Here is a 19,497-nt window from a genome sequence, read left to right as displayed (position 1 = left end):
AAAAAACGATGGAACTATATATGTTGAATGCCCTCTTTCACAGCAGTATTTTCACCTCTTCATTTCGTTTCAGGTAGGTAAGAGAGTGACGCCAAACCATAAAACGATTCATTTTTCCGTACATTTATGCAATTTTGCTAAAAACAGAGCGACAAATACCAATCTGTAGACTGATGTTTGTCGCTTGTCTAGTGCCCCATATGACTACAGTGGCGTTAAATTAGATTTTACCTACTAGGTCTAGGCTAGGCGTTAATGTTTCTTCGCCTTCTTTCCATTTTGCTGGGCATACTTCACCTGGGTGGTTACGTACGTAGTTAGCTGCTTTAATCTTGTCGATTAATTGAGAAGCGTTACGACCGATACCATCATTGTTGATTTCCATAGTTTGTACTACACCGTCTGGATCGATTAAGAACGTAGCGCGTTGTGCAAGACCTGTTTCTTCGTCTAATACGTCGAAGTTGCGAGAAATTGTATGCGTTGGGTCACCAATCATTGTATATTCGATTTTAGAAATCGCTTCTGAATGATCGTGCCAAGCTTTATGTGTGAAGTGTGTATCAGTTGATACAGAATATACTTCAGCACCTAGAGATTTTAATTCGCCATATACAGCTTGTAAATCTTCTAGTTCAGTTGGGCAAACGAATGTAAAGTCAGCTGGGTAGAAGCATACTACAGCCCATTTACCTTTTAAAGTTTCTTCTGATACTGTTTTGAATTCACCGTTTTGGAATGCTTGTGCAGTGAATGGTGCGATTTCTTTGTTTACTAATGACATATTCAATTCCTCCTAGATATATAATCAATTATTAATAATAAATCCTTAATTAGAATTATTATTGTTTACATTAAAATTATCATACAAAAGACTTTCAATGTCAACCCTTATACATATATCTTAACAAATTTATTCATTCATTGTCCAAGAATATAGTAAAACCAAGTGTTTACAGTCATTTTCCACTCTGAATAACTTTGTGAGACTTTTCACGTAAGCTACTAGTGAAATAGTGAACATACTTGATTTTACGCATTTTCCAAAATTTTATATACAACTTCCATATCCTTATAAATTGTCATATTTTAGACGTATTTTACACATTCTCATTCACTAAACAATCTAACCTCTATTTTATATATTTTTGCAAACTTTCATCTCAATTAAAAGCTTTTACTCGTTTAATTGAGAATAAAAAAATGTCATAATTAAAGTTACTGCTATTTCATAAGTACTTTGACTATAATAGAATATGACATGTATAGAATTTAAACATAGAGGAGATCTATGATGGCTGAATTAACATTACAAAATATTTATAAAATTTACGATAAGAAGATAACGGCTGTGACGGACTTTAACTTAGCAATTCAGGATAAAGAGTTCATTGTTTTTGTTGGGCCATCTGGCTGTGGAAAATCGACAACACTTCGCATGATTGCAGGATTAGAAGAAATTTCAAGAGGCAATTTTTACATTGATGGGGAACGTGTAAATGATTTACCGTCGAAAGATCGTGATATTGCGATGGTATTCCAAAACTATGCGCTCTATCCGCATATGACGGTTTATGAAAATATGGCATTTGGCTTAAAACTGCGCAAACTATCAAAAGAAGAAATTAAACGTCGCGTATCTGAAGCTACAAAGATTTTAGGGTTAGAAGAATATTTAGAACGAAAACCAAAAGCATTATCAGGAGGTCAGCGTCAACGTGTGGCACTTGGTCGTGCGATTGTACGCGATGCAAAAGTATTTTTAATGGATGAGCCTTTATCGAACTTAGATGCAAAACTTCGTGTACAAATGCGTGCAGAAATTATTAAGTTACATCAGCGTTTACAAACCACTACAATTTATGTAACACATGACCAAACAGAAGCGATGACGATGGCGACACGTCTTGTTGTAATGAAAGACGGTCTCATTCAACAAGTGGGTTCACCAAAAGAAGTATATGAAAAACCTGTGAATATCTTTGTTGCTGGCTTTATTGGCTCACCAGCTATGAACTTTTTCAAAGCGCGTATTCAAGGTGATTTTGTACAAGTGGGCACATTACAGCTACCACTGACTACAGACCAACGTACTTTACTACACAACAAAGGTTATAACAAAAAGGAAATTATTTTAGGAATTCGTCCAGAAGGTTTTCATAATGAAGAGAGTATGTTAAAGCAATTACCTGAGCATACAGTTCAAGTGAAAATTGATGTAGCCGAATTAACGGGTGCAGAATTTATGATTTATGCGCAACTAGAGGAACAAAACTTTATCGCACGCATTGATGCAAATGAACAGGTGTCATCTGGACAAATATTATCACTTGCGATTCAAATACAAAAAGCACACTTTTTTGATACGACAACAGAAATGCGCATTACAGCTGAATAATTTTCTAACAACCTGAGACAAAACATTTCACTTCTCTTTTTAAAGTTCGTAACGAAAAAACTGGAACCGCGTCATAACACGGTTCCAGTTTTTTTATGCCCAGTCTTTTTCTTATTTTACTTCATTTGTGCAATGATTTTATTATAAATCGGTAGCATATGTTCTTCCCTACAATATGTATTCAATTCATCAAATGGAATCCATGCCACATCACTATTTTCTTCTTCACACACAACGAGTGCCGCTTGGTCATCTGCTTCAACTAGATACGTGACGTTCATATGTAGATGCTCTGATACATATTGCCCTTTTTTCACATGCCCTAAAACCGTTAGTTGCTCAATCGAAATAGGCTCTTGTTGAACAGGTTTTGCTTCTACCCCTGTTTCTTCTTGCACTTCTCTTAATGCAACAGCTAAAAAATCTGATTCACCATCCGCATGTCCTCCTGCCCATGCCCATGACTGATAAATATTATGATAGACCATTAATACATGTGTGCGTGCTTGATTCACGACAAAAGCTGAAACTGTCATATGTGCAATTGGGTTTTGACGCGTTAAAACATCTGGAAAATGTGTGAATGCATAGCGAAATGATACTAAGTCTTGCTGCTCTTGTTCATTTACAGGCTGGTATTGTAATAGCTTTTCTTGCCAGTTCATTATTTGACTTCCTTTCATAAAAAAAGAAGGAGGTGTGGCAGCTGAACTACCCCTCCTTTTTTTTAAATTTCATATTCAATATTTACAGATTGGTTAATACTTGGCGAAGGTTGTGAATGGTATACGCGCGAATGCGGCACAACAGAATGTGTTAACCAAATATTACTGCCTAGTACGGTATCATGACCAATTTTTGTTTTGCCACCTAAAATCGTTGCACCCGCATAAATCACGACATTATCTTCAATGTCAGGATGACGTTTGATGCCTTTAATTGGATTGCCTTCATCGTCTAACGGGAAGCTAAGCGCACCTAATGTTACACCTTGATAAATTTTAACATTGTTACCTATTGTACATGTTTCACCAATTACAACACCTGTACCATGGTCGATGAAGAATGAATCGCCAATGGATGCGCCTGGATGAATATCGATTCCTGTTAATTCATGTGCATACTCTGACATAATACGTGGAATGATTTTCACATCTAATTTATATAATTCATGCGCAATGCGGTGAATACAAATCGCTTGAATAGATGGATAACTCAGTAGAATTTCTTCTGTTGATGTTGCAGCAGGGTCGCCATTATAAGCTGCTTGAATATCTGTCTGTAATGTACGACGAATTTTCGGGAACTTGTTCATCAACTGAATAACAATTTGATCTGCTCGCTCACGTGCAACGTTTTCACATACATCTTCATCTTCTTTATTATAAAATAGCGCTTTTTCTAAAATATCACGTAAATCAAGCGCTGCTTTTCGTAAATTATTACTAATTGCGACATTCAGACGCACTTCATCAATCGGTTTTTGATCATAGATTCCTGGGAATAACGCAATGCGGAAACTTTCAATGACACGATAAATGCGATCGCGTCCTTTAAAACCAATTGAATTTTCTAAATCAAAATAATCTTGATTAATTTCAATCAAGTCATTTGAAATTTCAGGTACCTTTGTATTTAACCAATCATTTAATTCCATAATACAAAATCCTCCTCATCTACTCTAAAGCGTATTCATTACGCTCGCTCATCTTTGTTCTATTTTAACGCACAATGTACAGTGTTCCAACTAAATTGTTTTTTATTTTTATAGCATACTTTAATTCTCAAAAGAAAAAGCTCATATGACTTAACATCACATGAGCTTTCATCTTCTATTATGGATAAATACGGTTTAATAAACGTGGGAATGGAATGGTTTCACGTACGTGTTCAGCACCTGTTACCCAAGATACTGTACGTTCTAGCCCTAGACCGAAACCTGAGTGTGGTACAGAACCGTATTTACGAAGTTCTAAATACCAGTTGTATGCTTCTTCATCTAAGCCATGTTCTTGGATACGTTGTTTTAATAAATCATAGTCCCAAATACGCTCAGAACCACCGATAATTTCACCATAACCTTCTGGAGCGATTAAATCGGCACATAGCACGACATCATCGCGGTCTGGATGTGGTTGCATGTAGAATGGTTTAATATCTTTTGGATAGCATGTAATGAAAACAGGTAAATCAAAGTGATTTGCAATCGCTGTTTCATGTGGTGCTCCGAAATCATCGCCCCATTTAATATCATCAAAGCCTTCTTTATGAAGAAATTCAATGGCTTCATCGTATGAAATACGTGGGAATGGTGCTTTTACTTTTTCTAATTTTGAAAGGTCGCGACCTAAAATTTCTAATTCTAGTTTGCAGTTTTTTAATACAGATTGCACGATATACGATACAAATTGTTCTTGTACTTCTAAGCTCTCATCATGTTCCACAAACGCCATTTCTGGTTCAATCATCCAGAACTCGATTAGGTGACGACGTGTTTTTGATTTCTCAGCACGGAATGTTGGACCGAAAGAAAATACTTTTCCTAATGCCATTGCTGATGCTTCTGCATATAATTGTCCTGATTGTGATAAGAATGCATCTTCATCAAAGTATTTTGTATGGAATAACTCTGATGTACCTTCAGGCGCTGAAGCTGTTAAAATTGGGGGGTCCATTTTAACGAAGCCATTGTCATTAAAGAATTCGTATGTTGCACGAATTAATTCGTTACGCACTTTCATTTTTGCATGTTGTTTTTTTGAACGTAACCATAAGTGACGGTTGTCCATTAAGAACTCTGTACCATGCTCTTTTGGTGTGATTGGGTAGTCGTGTGATTCTGAAATCACTTCGATGTCCTTCACTTGTAATTCATAACCGAATGATGAACGTGTATCTTCTGTTACTTCACCGATTACATATAATGAAGTTTCTTGATGAAGACCTTTTGCTGTTGCAAACATGTCTTCAGAAACTTCTGCTTTTACAACAACGCCTTGTACAAATCCTGTACCATCACGTAATTGTAAGAAAGCAATCTTACCGCTTGAACGCTTATTTGCAAGCCAAGCGCCAATTTTTACTGTTTCGCCAACATGTTTTGGCATTTCTTGAATTGTAATTTTTTTCATAGGAATCCTCCATCACATCTGGGATTAAGTAAATAGTCTCCTATCTACTTCTTGATTTATTCTCTTTTATTATATACAAAAAACGAGAGCATTTCTATTTTCGAAATATTATAAATTCGTGATTTTTTTCCACCATTGACCTGTTTCAAATACCACATAGACATAATTGAGCTCATCTCGGTTATTTTTGAATGCTACTTCCCAAACGGGACCTGGCTTTTCAATACCTAAATGGACATGAAGCACTTTTTTCACTTTTTGTCCTTCAGTAGCTATCTTAACAGCTTCTTTTTCTGTAATGCCTTTTGAAAGTTCAATGACTTCTTTTTTAGCTTTCGGTTGATCTTGATTTACAATCACTGCTGTTGATTGATTCTTATCATTTTTACCGATAACGGTAACATAATGGTTTGTACTGTTATATACGTAAGATTCATCTACTGTTTTTAATAATCGTTCCTTCAACACAACATCTTTCGCTTCTTGTGTAGCACTATGATAAGGCGCATAGGCTTTAATCGTTACAAGTACTGTTAATACGACTGCTAACATGACGAAGAAGATGGCGAAGAATTTAATCCAACTTTTCATTCCATCACCTGAACTTTTGATTGATTTTGCTTATTTATTATACCAATCTTCCAAATCGAAGACTAGTTCACTTAGCGATACATGGCGAACTTCTACATTCGGTAATGCGCGTAAAAAGTCTGGTCCATATGATTTTGTTTCGATTCGACGATCTAACACGATAAATGCACCTTTATCCTGAGATGAGCGAATTAAACGGCCAAAACCTTGTTTAAAACGTAAGATTGCTTCTGGCAAAGATAGTTTATAAAAGGCATTTAAACCTTGTTGCTGCATTTTATCTGCTTTTGCTTTAAAAAGAGGTTCTTCTGGTGCTGAAAATGGTAAACGAACGACGATGACAGCTGATAATGCGTCACCTGGAACATCGACACCTTCCCAAAAACTATTCGTTCCAAATAAAACTGAGCGCTCAAAACGCTGGAACATCTTTAATAAGCGCATACGACTCCCTGTTGAAATACCCTGTGCAAAAATCATGTAATCCTCTAATGCACCAATTTCTTGAATTAAATCGACCGTTTTACGAAGCATGTCTTGCGATGTGAAAAGAACGAAACAACGTCCTTCCGTAGCAAGTACAGCTTGCGTCACTGCTTCTGCTACTGCCTCAATATAAGCAGATTGTGGTACTTGTTGAATATCTGGCATGTCATCCACAATATACAGGTTAGCACCTTTATAATAATGTGCTGGCGCTTGGAATTGATAAAGAGCTACTTCTCTTGATAATCCTAGCTGATCCGCAATAAAGCGTGGATTTCCTGGTACAGTTAGCGTACCGGATGCCCAGACAATCCCGTCTCTTCCTCTAAATTGATCGAAAGCTTGCGTAATATGATCGGCAATTTGAATCGGACGATCGTAAATTTGAATGCTGTTTGGCAAACTTCTACGGTCTGCTTCAATCCAAGACGTTCGATTTTGTTCATGTACATAGAAAATCGCACGCCATTGTTCGAGTAATTGTTGTAAGTCGCGTAGCCAATATTCCCAATCTGTCAGCCATACACGTTTAGAAGCTTCTAAATCATCTTGATAACTTTTGAAAATACGTGTGACCTCATGCGCTAACTGTAACCACTGCTCCATCATATGACCGACTTCTTCTAATAAAGGTTGCTTCAATGTGAGCGTATTTAAAAGAATTGTCTTTTTTTGTGCTCCACTATGAGACGCAGATAAGTTCATACGACTTACGAGATGGTTCATCGCATGCTCGAAAACATCAATCATCTCAAAGAATTGATTTTCAAGCTTGGATAAGTAGCGAAGTGGCACACGATCTGCTTGTTGCAATAAGCGATAAAACGCATGATGTAGCGCACGATCTTCGAAATGACCAATCTGACCAAAGCAATATTTGAAACGACGATATGCAAAGACTTTTTCCTCTCGCATGGTCGCTGCTTGAATCATCTGATGTCCTTCATCTAAAATAAAGCCACCAACTTGCTGAACAAGTGGTGTTTCACGTTCTAAATCAGCCAATAACATCGCATGATTTGTAATGATTAGTTCAGCTTCTTCACATGATTTCATTGCTTCTAAATAAAAGTCAAATGCATTTTGTTGCTTTGTTTCTGCAGTTGTACTTGTACGACGAATTCGGTCGAGTACAGTACGTCCTCCACCCGAAACATTCACTTCATTCAAATCACCTGTTGAAGAGATAGCGAGCCAAACAAGCACTTGCATTTTCACAAAATTCTCATCATAACTATCTTCTGTAATCACAAGCGATTCAATAAAACGGTCGAGATCAATATAATGTTCCATACCTTTTAAAACAGCAATTCGAACATCACAACCTAATAATTCTTTCGCTTTTGGTAGTTCCTCTTGAATGAGTTGATCGAGTAAATGAGATGTGTACGTACTAATAACAACAGGGTGTTTTTGTTGCTTTGCAAAAACAATACTTGGAATCAAATATGCTAATGTTTTACCGATACCAGTAGATGCTTCTGTTAAAATCTCGGTACGATGTTGTAGGCTATTCCACACAGCATCCATCATATTAAATTGACCTTCTCTCACTTCAAAGTGAGTCATCACTTTTGAAAAAAGCTGTGTCTTTGCTTCTGTACTTGCTGGATAAATTACAGGCTCCGCATTAATTTTTTGTTGTTGAGGTTGTAAAATCGGAACCCCACGATATAAGAAATGGTGCTGTAATTGAGAAGATTTCGTTCTTTTTATTTGCAGTGCCTCAAAAAATAAATGTGCTAAACCTGATTTCAATTTAAACGAACGCGTATGTAGTTGCTGAATCGTTTCAAGTGGTAAAGACATTAACTGTTCAAAACACTTCTTTAATAATCGCGCTGTTGCCATCGCATCATCATCTGCGCGATGCGCGTTCTCTAAACCAATATTTAATTCAAGAGCAATTTCTGAAAGTTTATAACTATAAGCCGTTGGATAGAGTATTTTTGCCAACTCTACTGTATCCATACTTTTACCAAACCATTTTGGTAAACCACAGCGCTTAAATTCTTCTTGTAAAAATGGTAAATCGAAGTCGATATTGTGTGCGACAAACACACAATCCTGGAGCATGTCATATACTTCATGGGCAATCGCTTCAAAAGGTTGTGCATGCTTAACATCTTCTTCTTTTATATGCGTTAATTCTTGAATGAAATGTGGTATTTTTCGTTTAGGATTGACGAAAGAGGTATAGGTCTTTTCAATTTGCCAATCTCTCATAAATACAATGGCGATTTGGATAATACGATCGCCTTGCTTTGATGAATGCCCAGTCGTTTCTAAATCAACAACTGCATACATTTGACTCTCCATGTTCTTCACGTCTTTCAAATCATTTTATTATAGACATCTTTCAATAGTACGTCCTTTATTTCATACAGACGATTTTATCATACTTAAGATAGCTGTGGGTAAGTAGAACCTTTATTTTCTATTGCGAACTTCATAGAAAAAGGCTCTCACATTCATTTGCGAGAACCCTTTGTCTATTCTGTTAGTCAAATAATTCATTATCAATCAAACGGACATTTGAAAAGCGAATCGCTGCCATTAAAATTTTTCGTTCATCAGCTTTAGGAGCTCGTTGCAAATCTGGGTAGGCAAGATATTCGAGATACTCTACTTTTGCAGAAGTTTCTTCGATTTTTTTACGTGCTTGCTCTAAGACAATCGCTGCTTCTTCACCATCTTGTAAGCGTGCCTTTGCAAGTGTTAGTGCTTGCGATAAGACAACCGCTTCTTGACGTTCTTCTGGCGTTAAAAAAACATTACGTGAGCTTTTAGCTAGCCCATCTTCTTCACGCACAATTGGAACAGGTACAATTTCGAGCGGGAAGTAATAATCACGTACGAGCGTTTCAATCAATGCGAGTTGTTGCGCATCTTTTTGACCAAAATAGGCACGTGTCGGTTGAACGAGCATGAATAATTTTGAAACAATTTGTAGAACACCATTAAAGTGACCTGGTCGACTTGCACCACATAAAATACGTGAAGCAGGACCTGCATCATATGTAATGCCGCCATGACTTCCATAAATTTCTTCGACGGAAGGCGCAAAGATAAAATCTACTTGCCAATCTTCACACTTCTTAGCGTCTCCATCTAAATCACGTGGATAGCGATCGAAATCTTCATTTGGACCAAATTGCGTAGGGTTTACAAAAATACTTACGACTACGACATCATTTTCTTGTCGCGCTTGTTGAATCAACGTAGCATGCCCTTCATGCAAAGCCCCCATCGTTGGTACTAATCCAATGGAATGAATTGCAAAAGGTTGAAGTACTTCTTTTAGTTCCGCTACGGTTTCAATAATTTTCATCCTTTTTTGCCTCCATATAATGAAATCGATTGGTTTTCTTTCAAATGAAAACTTTGCTCATCACTTGGAAAAACACCTGTTTTTACTGCTTTTTTATACTTGGCAATACCTAGCTCAATTTCAGCACCGACATCTGCAAATTGTTGTACAAATTTAGGAATATGATGGTGCCCATAATGTAGTGCATCATGGAATACGAGCACTTGACCATCCGCTTCATTTCCTGCACCGATTCCAATCGTCGGTACATGTAGCTGCTGATTAATTTCAAACATCATTTGCTTCGGAATACATTCAAATACAATCGCACAGACACCTATTTCTTCGAGCGCTTTTGCATCACGCAAAATTTTTTCTGCATCTTCTTGTGTTTTCCCCTGTACTTTATAACCGCCCAATACAGCTGCTTGTTGCGGTTGTAGCCCTAAATGTCCTACAACTGGAATGCCTGCTTCAATCATTAACTGAATCGTTGGCAGTAGATTCCCTGCACCCTCGACTTTTAAAGCGTTCGCACCTGTTTCTTGGAAAACACGTACAGCTACTTTTAACGCCTCGTACGGATCGCCATGATAGCTACCAAATGGTAAATCAACAACCATAAATGTATCTTTAGCACCTCGGCGAACTGCTTTACCATGATGAATCATATCTTCTACTGTCACTTGAACAGTCGAGTCATATCCTAAAACAACCATTCCTAAAGAATCACCTACTAAAATCATATCGACTTCTTGCTCTTCGGCTAATTTAGCCGATGGGTAGTCGTAGGCTGTAATCATCACAATCTTGTCCTGTTTTTCTTTCATTTTTGGAAAATCTGCAACGCTTTTCATTGTTACCCTCCTAAATGTGTTGAACGATGACACTGTAACTTACATTAATCTTTTTTTAATTCAATATCAGCTGAATACACACTTTTCGTTTCACCGTCTGGTAATTGTACTTTTAATACACCATCATTCGTAATTGCAACAGCCTTACCATAGAAGACTTCTGTCAATGTTGTTACTTTAATCGTTTGACCAATGGTACAAGAATAGCTTTCCCATTCTTTTTTAATTGGTAGGAACCCTTCTTTAACGTATTGATTCGAATAATACTCTAAATAATATAAAATACGTGCAATTAATACAGCACGGTCGATTTCTTGTCCTGTTTGTAATTTTAAAGAAGTCGCAATACCATGAATTTCTTCTGGGAAATCATCCATTGTGTGGTTGACATTAATACCAATCCCCATGATTAATGCATTCACACGGTCAGGGTCTGCCTGTAACTCCGTTAAAATCCCTGTAATTTTAAAACCATCGATTAATAAATCATTCGGCCACTTAATTTGAGGACGAATACCTGCTACATCTTCAATCCCTTTTGCGATTGCTACAGCAGCTACTAATGTAAATTGTGGTGCCTCATAAGGTGGCACATCTGGACGTAAAATGACACTCATCCAAATTCCTTTTCCTTTTTGAGATTGCCACGGTCTTTGCATACGTCCACGACCGAGTGTTTGTTCCTCACAGATGACAACGGTTCCTGCTTTAGCGCCTTCCTGTGCCAACTGATGTGCTACTGGCTGTGTAGAAGGAAGTGTTTCTTCAAAAATAATTGTTTCACCAAACGTAGTTGTTTCAAGTGCCGCTTTAATTTTTGTTGGATCGATGCTATTCGGTTGCGACGTCAAAATATAACCTTTTTTTCGAATGGTCTCAAACATATAACCCTCTTCTTCTAATTGTTTAATGTACTTCCAAATGGCTGTACGCGATAAACCGAAATCATCTGCAAGTTGTTGACCTGAAACAGGAGATGGAGTGGACTGTTGTAATTTTTTTAGAATTTTATATTTATACGAACCATTCATTTTGCAACCATTCCTTTATTGTTTGTTCATTATTTTCTAACTGACCGTTCACAACACGCTTCACAATCTCATCTAATACTTCACGTAACCATGGGCCGCCTTTTTGGTTCATCCAGGTCATGAGATGTTTTCCCGTAACAGCAATCTCCTGTACATGTTGAATCGGTAAATCTTGCTTTTCTTTTACTAATTCTGGATAACTTATAACTTTTGTTACATTTTGCAACGCAAGAAGCTCACATGCACATTCCCAATACTTCAAATCATATTGAAAAAGCTCAAACTTAGTTGGTCGGTGTTGAAACAAAATATCGTAGCAAGCTTTCGCTTGTTTCACAAATGACTTTTCATCATTTGAACAACGATACTGTTGAAGTAAGGTAAAGTCATTCGTTAAAATGCACCAATATGTCCAGCCCCATTTTGCATCTTTTGCAGCATAGTTCTGCCATTTACTATAGGCTTCAAAAGTACCTGGAATCGCTTCACCAAGATTATATTCTTGCATATAGTACATCGCTCTTTCCGTTGCACGACTCACAAAAATTTTATCCCATTCAGCTTTCACACGTTCAATAGCAATCTCACCTAAATAATGCGACGTTTTTTGCATAGCGATAAGTGTCTCTTGTTCCAATGTAAAGCCTAATTGAGCTACAAAACGTACACCTCGAATAATGCGCAATGCATCTTCTGAAAAACGGGCATACGGTTCGCCCACTGCACGAATAATTTTCTTTTGTAAATCTTCTTGACCTTGGTATAAGTCTACTAGCTCTCCAGAACGTCTAAGTGCCATTGCATTAATCGTAAAATCACGTCTTTTTAAATCTTCTGCTAATGAACGAACGAACGTTACTTCATCTGGTCGACGACGGTCTGTATAGGTTCCTTCCGTACGAAACGTTGTTACCTCAATAGGTTCTTCAAAACCTAACACAAGAATCGTACCATGTGCAATCCCTACATCTACTGTTTTTTCAAATAATGCCTTTACTTCAAGCGGCATTGCACTCGTTGCTACATCTACATCATTCGCTGGTTTATCTAATAAATAATCCCTTACAGCACCGCCTACAATAACCGCTTCATGTCCATGCTGTTCTAATATTTCCATGACGTCATGTGCCGACTGCCATGCAGGATGTTTCATCACTTTTGAACCACCTTTTCATATAGCGCTTCGTATTGCTCAACAATTTTCTCCGAGTGAAATCGATTTTGTACACTTTGAATTGCTCGTTTTCTAAACAACTGTAATTTCTCATCATCTAATAATAAGCTAATCGCATGGTGAGCAGCTTGATCTGTATCACCTAGTTCAACAATATAGCCATTTTTTTCATGACAGATGACTTCTGGAATTCCACCAATACGTGTACCGATTCCTGGAACACCACAAGCCATTGCTTCTAATAACACTAATCCGAACGCTTCTTTTTCAGACATAAGTAGTTTTAAGTCAGCCATTGCATATAATTCTGCTAAATTCTCTTGCTTTCCTAAAAATAAAATATCCTCACCATATGGTGTTTGTTTTGCGAGTTGCATCGCCTCATGTTTTTCAGGACCATCACCAATTAATAATAATTTTGATTTTACATATTTACGTGTTTTGATGAATGTCTCAATCACATCTGGCACGTGCTTCACCTTACGGAAATTCGATACATGCACCAAAACTTTTTCATCTGGCTCAATACCAAATGCTTCACGTAATTCACGCCCGTCTCGTGGATAATATTCACGTTCATCCACAAAATTATAAACCGTTTCAATCGTTTGATTCGGCTGGATTAATTCCAATGTTTGATTTTTTAAAGATGTCGATACAGCTGTCACAACATCCGATTTTTCAATACCATAACGGATTGCCGTTGTTAGTAGTGCATCGTCACCTAGAACTGTAATATCCGTTCCATGAAGTGTCGTCACAATTCCTACACGCTTCCCTGCTTGTCCCGCCATATCGCGTCCAAGAACTGCACAAACAGCATGTGGAATCGCATAATGTACATGTAATACATCTAAATGCTCTTCACGAATAACATCGGCCATACGACTTGCTAGAGCAATATCATATGGTGGATATTGAAAAACAGAATAATTATTAACTTCTACTTCATGGAAGAAAATATTTGGATACACTTTGTTTAAACGAAAGGGCATGCTTGACGTAATAAAATGAATTTCATGACCACGTTCTGCAAGCATCTTACCTAACTCCGTTGCCATAACGCCTGATCCACCTACTGTTGGGTAGCATGTAATCCCAATTTTTAACTTTTTCATAATAAGCACATCACTTTCTTTATTTAGAACGTCTTTCAGCTAATAACCGGAAATCAATAAAACCGTGTTCCAATCCTTTTAATAGCACTTCTGCTGTCCCCATGTTTGTCGCAAGTGGCACATGATATACATCACTTAAGCGCATCAAAGCTGAAATATCTGGTTCATGTGGCTGGGCTGTAAGTGGATCGCGGAAAAAAATAACCATATCCATATCATTATTCGCAATCATTGCGCCGATTTGTTGATCTCCACCGAGTGGCCCCGAACGAAAACGCGTAACAGATAAAGAAGTAGCATCGATAATCCGTTGCCCTGTTGTACCTGTTGCGAATAATTCATGCTGTTCTAAAATGGGCTTATATGCGATTGCAAACTCTACCATATCTTCTTTCTTTTGATCGTGTGCAATTAATGCGATTTTCATGTCAATCTCTCCTTACAAAATGTTTTCTAAACCATATACAAGATGATCTAATGTCATCACTTTTTCAACACATAACTTTACACCTGACATAAATGAAGCGCGATTATATGAATCATGACGAATTGTTAGCATTTGACCTTCGCCACCAAATAATACTTCTTGATGCGCTACAAGACCCGGTAAACGAATACTGTGGATACGCATACCATCAAAATCTGCACCACGAGCTCCTGGAATCGTCTCTTTTTCGTCTAGATGTCCTTGCTTATGTGAAGGACGATTCTCTTGAATCAATTGAGCCGTTTTAATTGCTGTACCCGATGGTGCATCTAATTTTTGGTCATGATGTAGCTCGATAATCTCAACATCTGGCATATACTGAGCTGCCATCGCTGCAAATTTCATCATCAATACAGCACCTACTGCGAAGTTTGGTGCAATAATAGCTCCAATTCCATGCTGTTTTGCATAATCTGTTAATTCTTGTAACTGCTCATCTGTAAAGCCCGTCGTACCAATTACAGGTCGTACACCATGTGTTAAAGCTAATTTTGTATGTTCATAAACAGCTTCTGGTGTTGTTAAATCAATTAATACATCTGGTTTTACTTCATTACATAATGTCTGTAAATCCATAAATACGGGTACATCATATGTATCTGGAAATTGTGGATATTGTTGTAGATTTTCTGCAATTTCTTTATGATCGAGCACCCCTACTAATTGAAAATCTTCTCTGCTCATAACGGTATGTACCGCTTCTTTTCCCATGCGCCCTCTTGGTCCTGCTATTGCTACTGTAATCATGTGTGTTATTCCTCCCTTATTTTGTAACCCCTGTAGTATCTTTATCTTTTTATTGTAAAAATAGTTAAAATACATGATAATGTAAGTCTATCCATCCATTTATTGTTTGAATTGATTTCATCTCTATTACACATTATACAATATGCGAAATAAATAGTAAGATAGAAAACTTCATTTTCGCGTATTTCATTCGATTGGAGGTCTTTTTTTTGGGTTTAGTTAAAGTAAAAAATACGCTGTTTATTTTACTTGGTGCAGCAATCTTTAGTTTTGGTCTTGTAAATTTCACATTAGAAAACAAGCTAGGTGAAGGTGGTTTTACAGGGATTACATTGATTCTTTACTTTCTATTTAAATGGGACCCTGCACTCATGAACTTAGTATTGAACATCCCCATGTTCTTTATTGGTTGGAAAATTCTTGGTAAGCGTGCATTCGCCTATACGATTATTGGTACAGTCAGTGTATCTGTCTTCATTAAAGTATTCCAAATTGTCAATGTTCATATTCCATTAAACGATGATTTATTACTTGTTTCTTTATTTGCAGGTGTATTTTTAGGTGGAGGGCTTGGCATTATCTTCCGCTTCGGAGGTACAACAGGTGGTTCTGATATCATCGCACGTCTTGCGGATAAATATTTTGGTTGGCCAATGGGTAAGACGATGTTCTTACTTGATGCGCTCGTTATTGCGATTTCTGCATTAACATTCTTAGACATTCGTACAACCATGTACACATTAGTAGCTGTTTTCATTGCAGCACGCGTGATTGACTTTGTACAAGAAGGGATGTATGCAGCACGCGGCGCGCTTATTATCTCAGACCATTATGAAGAAGTAGCTTCAAAAATCACAACACAGATGGAACGTGGTGTAACATATTTAGAAGGTGAAGGTTTTTATACGAAAGAGCAACGTAAAATTGTATATTGTGTCGTATCTAAAAATGAATTATTCAAATTAAAAAGTCTCGTCAATTCGGTCGATCCATATGCATTCGTATCTATATCCGAAGTGCATGAAGTGTCTGGAATGGGCTTCACATTAGACGACGAACGCAATCCACTCCATCATTAAAAACAAAAAGAGAACTCTTGCTACTATAGCGAAGTTCTCTTTTTTTGTGTGTAATGAATGGGACTATATGTTAGGTGATGTCGGTTCTTTACACTGATTTGTTTTTTGGCATGTATGAACCCACTTCTGAATCGAGTGAATCACTTCTTTAAAAGCTTGACCATTTTCGGTTAAACGATATTTTGTTTTTTTTACAGAATCATTAATATATTCTTTTTCAATCATATCGGCATCGACTAATTCGTTTAAACGCTGTGTTAATAAACGATCCGAAATGCCTTCGATTCGCGCATGAATTTCATTGTAGCGTAATGGACCATCAACTAAACTATATAAAATTGCCCCAATCCATTTCTTACCGATAAATTCAATTGCTTGATGATAATTTTGACAAACTTGCTCTGAATAGATAGGCTGTGTCATATCGAATCGCTCCTTTACATTTATTATTGTACCACAAATGAAATAATGATTGACATAAAAACTAACTTAAAGTAAGATGTTTTATATATCCATTAACTTACTTTAAGTTAGTTAAATATAGGAGGAATTTTTATTATGTCAACAACAACAAAATCAGCTGTAATTGAAAACATGTATGCACGTAAATCGATTCGTAAATACGATACTGAATATAAATTAACAAAAGAAGAAATTTCAGAGCTATTAACAGATGCAATGACTGCACCTTCTTCTTCAAACCAACAACCTTGGCGCTTCATCGTTATTACAGATGAACAAAAGAAAAAAGAATTACGTACGATGGCATTCAATCAAGAACAAGTTGAAACAGCTCCAGCAATCATCGCGGTTTTAGGTGATACTGACTTCCATAAAAATGCACGTAAAATTCACCAACTAAGTGTAGATGCTGGCGTTATGGATCCAGAAGTGGCTGAAAAACTAACAGAAAATGCTGAAACACTTTACAGCGGTATTCCTGTAGCTGCACGTCATTCAGTAGCTATGTACGATGCTGGATTAGTGTCAATGCAACTTTTATTAGCTGCAAAAGATCGTGGACTAGATACAGTTGTAATGGGTGGATTCAATAAAGATGAATTTGCAAAATCATATAACTTACCAGAAAATGAATTCCCAATCGTTCTAATCGCAATTGGTAAAGGAACAGGCCCAGCACGTGGTACTTCTCGTTTATCTGTTGAAGATGTAGTACGCTTTGTATAATCATTAAATTAAGAGACTGTAGTGCTATTTTAGACACTACAGTCTTTTTATATACCATACAAAAAGGCTTGATTCACATAAAAGCGAATCAAGCCTTTTTTATTGAAACTCCTTACTTATATGAAAATAGTTTCTCACATATGTAATTCATCTATTTAATTTAAATTAACGTGTTGTACCATAGCTTACTACACGTTGATTCCAGTAACCGCTTAATGATTGGAATTTCACACTATTACCAGCTGCGTGTAATACTTGATTGTTACCTGCGTAAATTCCTACATGTGATATATATGAGCCACCTGGAGTTGCTGAGAAGAAGATTAAGTCTCCTACTTTTGGCGAACTTACACGTTTAACAGAAGCTTTTTGTGCTCTACTTGTACGTGGTAATGATTTCATACCTGCTTGTTTATATACATAAGATGTGAAACCAGAGCAGTCAAATCCACCTGGACGTGATCCACCCCATACATATGGTGTACCTACATATTTACGACCTGCATTAATAATCGCATTACCAGAAGCTGCAGATGCTTTTTTCACTGTTTTCTTTGCTTTTTTTGAAGAAAGATATTTACCTGACACCCAGCCTACTTTACCATTGTATTTTACTTTATACCAAGTACCTGAAACAGTTTTACGTTGGTATGCATATACTTTTTTACCTTTTGGAATAGTTAAAACACGTTTTGCTTTTGTTGTTGGACCTGTACGCATATTTAAAGCTGCTTTTGTATAGTAATTTTTAGAAACTTTTGTTGTTTTTGATGAAGCTGCAGATGCTTGTTGTTCAGTGGCTACCCCTGTAAAACCTACTGTTAAAGCCAATGCACCTGTTAAGATTGATGTCAGTAATTTATGTTTCTTCATGAATTTATGAACACTCCCATGTTTTTAATTTGATTGATTTATATGTCGCTTGTTATATGTCATTTGTTATTATGTACGAACTTTTTAACTGAGACTAACTTTACACGAATTAGCTTACAGTCTAGCGTCAACTAAGTTACAGATATATTACAAATTATTACGAGCTTGACTTATATTTAGCAGAATCTTATTAAATCAATGGTTGAATGCTTATTATTTTCTGGCTTTTTTCTTGTAAAATAATTTCATCCTCTTATTTTTCTTCTTTTTTTAAAAAAAATGACATAAAAAAACACCTCGTATATTACGTCAATGTAACAATACAAGGTGTTTTTGTGTTATTAATCTTCGCGGTTTCCCATACCTGTATAAATTAATACAAGTCGTGCAAGTTCCATGACCGCTGTTGCTGCTGCTGCAACATATGTTAATGCTGCTGCTGTTAATACTTTTTTCGCTTTTGGATATTCTTCATTGTTAATGATGCCCAATTGATCAATTTGACGCATCGCACGCTTAGAAGCATCAAACTCAACTGGTAATGTTACTACTTGGAAAAGTACACCAATGGCTAATAAGATAATACCTACTAACATTAATGGTTTAAATGTTGCAATCATACCAATCATAATGAAAATCCATGAGGCGTTTGACGAAATATTCGCTGCTGGGACTAATTTTGAGCGCCATGTTAAGAATGAATATGCTTCCGCATCTTGAATAGCGTGACCACATTCATGGGCTGCAACTGCTGTACCTGCAATCGATGTTTCATAGAAGTTATGCGTTGATAAACGCACTACTTTTGTAGATGGATCGTAATGATCTGACAAAAAGCCATCGACTGGCTCAACTTTTACATTCCCTAATCCATTTTGGTCTAAAATTTTACGAGCGACTTCGGCACCCGTCATTCCTGATGTTGAATATTCTTGTGAATAGCGTGTATATGTTTTCTTTACTTTACGTTGTGCATACAGTGGTAATAACATCAAAACAGCAAAGTAGATGACATACATCATAATTG

Annotated in this window: 19 protein-coding genes; 3 read left to right on the top strand and 16 right to left on the bottom strand. The window is 36.8% G+C overall.

From position 1 onward, the window contains the following. Positions 1-220 precede the first annotated feature (220 nt). On the bottom strand, positions 221-784 hold the full coding sequence (gene ahpC / locus KGI01_RS01280; RefSeq protein ID WP_141272625.1) for an alkyl hydroperoxide reductase subunit C: 564 nt from the start codon (positions 782-784) through the stop codon (positions 221-223). Positions 785-1,294: 510 nt separating this feature from the next. On the opposite strand from ahpC, the gene KGI01_RS01275 reads away from it, so the two are divergent. Continuing rightward, the gene (locus KGI01_RS01275) at positions 1,295-2,398 is read left to right on the top strand and encodes an ABC transporter ATP-binding protein (protein WP_141272623.1); all 1,104 of its coding nucleotides are present in this window, start codon (positions 1,295-1,297) and stop codon (positions 2,396-2,398) included. A gap of 116 nt (positions 2,399-2,514) precedes the next feature. On the opposite strand, the gene KGI01_RS01270 is transcribed toward KGI01_RS01275, so the two are convergent. The 12 genes from KGI01_RS01270 to dapB form a co-directional block, all read right to left on the bottom strand. Beyond that, the gene (locus tag KGI01_RS01270) at positions 2,515-3,063 is read right to left on the bottom strand and encodes an NUDIX hydrolase (RefSeq protein ID WP_141272621.1); all 549 of its coding nucleotides are present in this window, start codon (positions 3,061-3,063) and stop codon (positions 2,515-2,517) included. A 62-nt stretch (positions 3,064-3,125) separates the two neighbouring features. Beyond that, positions 3,126-4,055, bottom strand: coding sequence for a serine O-acetyltransferase EpsC (gene epsC, locus KGI01_RS01265; RefSeq protein WP_141272619.1), 930 nt, complete (start codon positions 4,053-4,055; stop codon positions 3,126-3,128). A gap of 178 nt (positions 4,056-4,233) precedes the next feature. Then, positions 4,234-5,529, bottom strand: a complete 1,296-nt coding sequence (gene asnS / locus KGI01_RS01260) for an asparagine--tRNA ligase (protein WP_141272617.1) — start codon at positions 5,527-5,529, stop codon at positions 4,234-4,236. A 108-nt stretch (positions 5,530-5,637) separates the two neighbouring features. Further along, a complete protein-coding gene (locus KGI01_RS01255) occupies positions 5,638-6,120 on the bottom strand; it encodes a cell wall elongation regulator TseB-like domain-containing protein (RefSeq protein WP_141272614.1) in 483 nt (160 codons plus the stop codon). 30 nt (positions 6,121-6,150) lie between these two features. Next, positions 6,151-8,925: an ATP-dependent DNA helicase DinG gene (dinG, locus tag KGI01_RS01250; protein WP_141272612.1), complete on the bottom strand. Its 2,775-nt coding sequence runs from the start codon at positions 8,923-8,925 to the stop codon at positions 6,151-6,153. 181 nt (positions 8,926-9,106) lie between these two features. Next, on the bottom strand, positions 9,107-9,937 hold the full coding sequence (panC, locus tag KGI01_RS01245; protein ID WP_141272611.1) for a pantoate--beta-alanine ligase: 831 nt from the start codon (positions 9,935-9,937) through the stop codon (positions 9,107-9,109). Continuing rightward, the gene (gene panB / locus KGI01_RS01240) at positions 9,934-10,773 is read right to left on the bottom strand and encodes a 3-methyl-2-oxobutanoate hydroxymethyltransferase (protein ID WP_141272609.1); all 840 of its coding nucleotides are present in this window, start codon (positions 10,771-10,773) and stop codon (positions 9,934-9,936) included. The genes panC and panB overlap by 4 nt, the downstream gene beginning before the upstream one ends. A gap of 44 nt (positions 10,774-10,817) precedes the next feature. Beyond that, positions 10,818-11,804, bottom strand: a complete 987-nt coding sequence (locus tag KGI01_RS01235) for a biotin--[acetyl-CoA-carboxylase] ligase (RefSeq protein WP_141272607.1) — start codon at positions 11,802-11,804, stop codon at positions 10,818-10,820. Continuing rightward, on the bottom strand, positions 11,788-12,957 hold the full coding sequence (locus KGI01_RS01230; RefSeq protein ID WP_141272604.1) for a CCA tRNA nucleotidyltransferase: 1,170 nt from the start codon (positions 12,955-12,957) through the stop codon (positions 11,788-11,790). Before KGI01_RS01230 ends, KGI01_RS01235 begins: the two co-directional genes overlap by 17 nt. Then, entirely contained in the window at positions 12,957-14,096 is a 1,140-nt protein-coding gene (gene bshA / locus KGI01_RS01225; RefSeq protein WP_141272602.1) for an N-acetyl-alpha-D-glucosaminyl L-malate synthase BshA, read from the bottom strand. Before bshA ends, KGI01_RS01230 begins: the two co-directional genes overlap by 1 nt. Before the next feature lie 19 nt (positions 14,097-14,115). Continuing rightward, positions 14,116-14,523 (bottom strand): methylglyoxal synthase, encoded by a 408-nt coding sequence (mgsA, locus tag KGI01_RS01220; RefSeq protein WP_068454369.1) that lies wholly within the window; start codon positions 14,521-14,523, stop codon positions 14,116-14,118. A gap of 12 nt (positions 14,524-14,535) precedes the next feature. Then, the gene (gene dapB, locus KGI01_RS01215) at positions 14,536-15,330 is read right to left on the bottom strand and encodes a 4-hydroxy-tetrahydrodipicolinate reductase (RefSeq protein WP_141272600.1); all 795 of its coding nucleotides are present in this window, start codon (positions 15,328-15,330) and stop codon (positions 14,536-14,538) included. 209 nt (positions 15,331-15,539) lie between these two features. On the opposite strand from dapB, the gene KGI01_RS01210 reads away from it, so the two are divergent. Next, positions 15,540-16,409, top strand: coding sequence for a YitT family protein (locus KGI01_RS01210; RefSeq protein WP_141272598.1), 870 nt, complete (start codon positions 15,540-15,542; stop codon positions 16,407-16,409). Positions 16,410-16,472: 63 nt separating this feature from the next. Here the strand turns inward: KGI01_RS01210 and KGI01_RS01205 are convergent, their stop codons facing one another. Further along, positions 16,473-16,832: a winged helix-turn-helix transcriptional regulator gene (locus KGI01_RS01205; protein WP_087680097.1), complete on the bottom strand. Its 360-nt coding sequence runs from the start codon at positions 16,830-16,832 to the stop codon at positions 16,473-16,475. Positions 16,833-16,967: 135 nt separating this feature from the next. Between KGI01_RS01205 and KGI01_RS01200 the strand changes: the two genes are divergently transcribed. Then, positions 16,968-17,597, top strand: coding sequence for a nitroreductase family protein (locus KGI01_RS01200; protein ID WP_087680098.1), 630 nt, complete (start codon positions 16,968-16,970; stop codon positions 17,595-17,597). 165 nt (positions 17,598-17,762) lie between these two features. On the opposite strand, the gene KGI01_RS01195 is transcribed toward KGI01_RS01200, so the two are convergent. Both KGI01_RS01195 and KGI01_RS01190 read right to left on the bottom strand, forming a co-directional pair. Then, positions 17,763-18,470: a C40 family peptidase gene (locus tag KGI01_RS01195; protein WP_082701448.1), complete on the bottom strand. Its 708-nt coding sequence runs from the start codon at positions 18,468-18,470 to the stop codon at positions 17,763-17,765. A 341-nt stretch (positions 18,471-18,811) separates the two neighbouring features. Next, positions 18,812-19,492, bottom strand: coding sequence for a zinc metallopeptidase (locus KGI01_RS01190; protein ID WP_373863106.1), 681 nt, complete (start codon positions 19,490-19,492; stop codon positions 18,812-18,814). Positions 19,493-19,497: the final 5 nt, after the last annotated feature.

The sequence above is a fragment of the Kurthia gibsonii genome (assembly GCF_006539985.1).
Taxonomy (GTDB): Bacteria; Bacillota; Bacilli; order Bacillales_A; family Planococcaceae; genus Kurthia; species Kurthia gibsonii.
The sequence above is the reverse complement of the archived record's forward strand: the minus strand, read 5'-3'. Positions and strand labels throughout refer to the sequence as shown.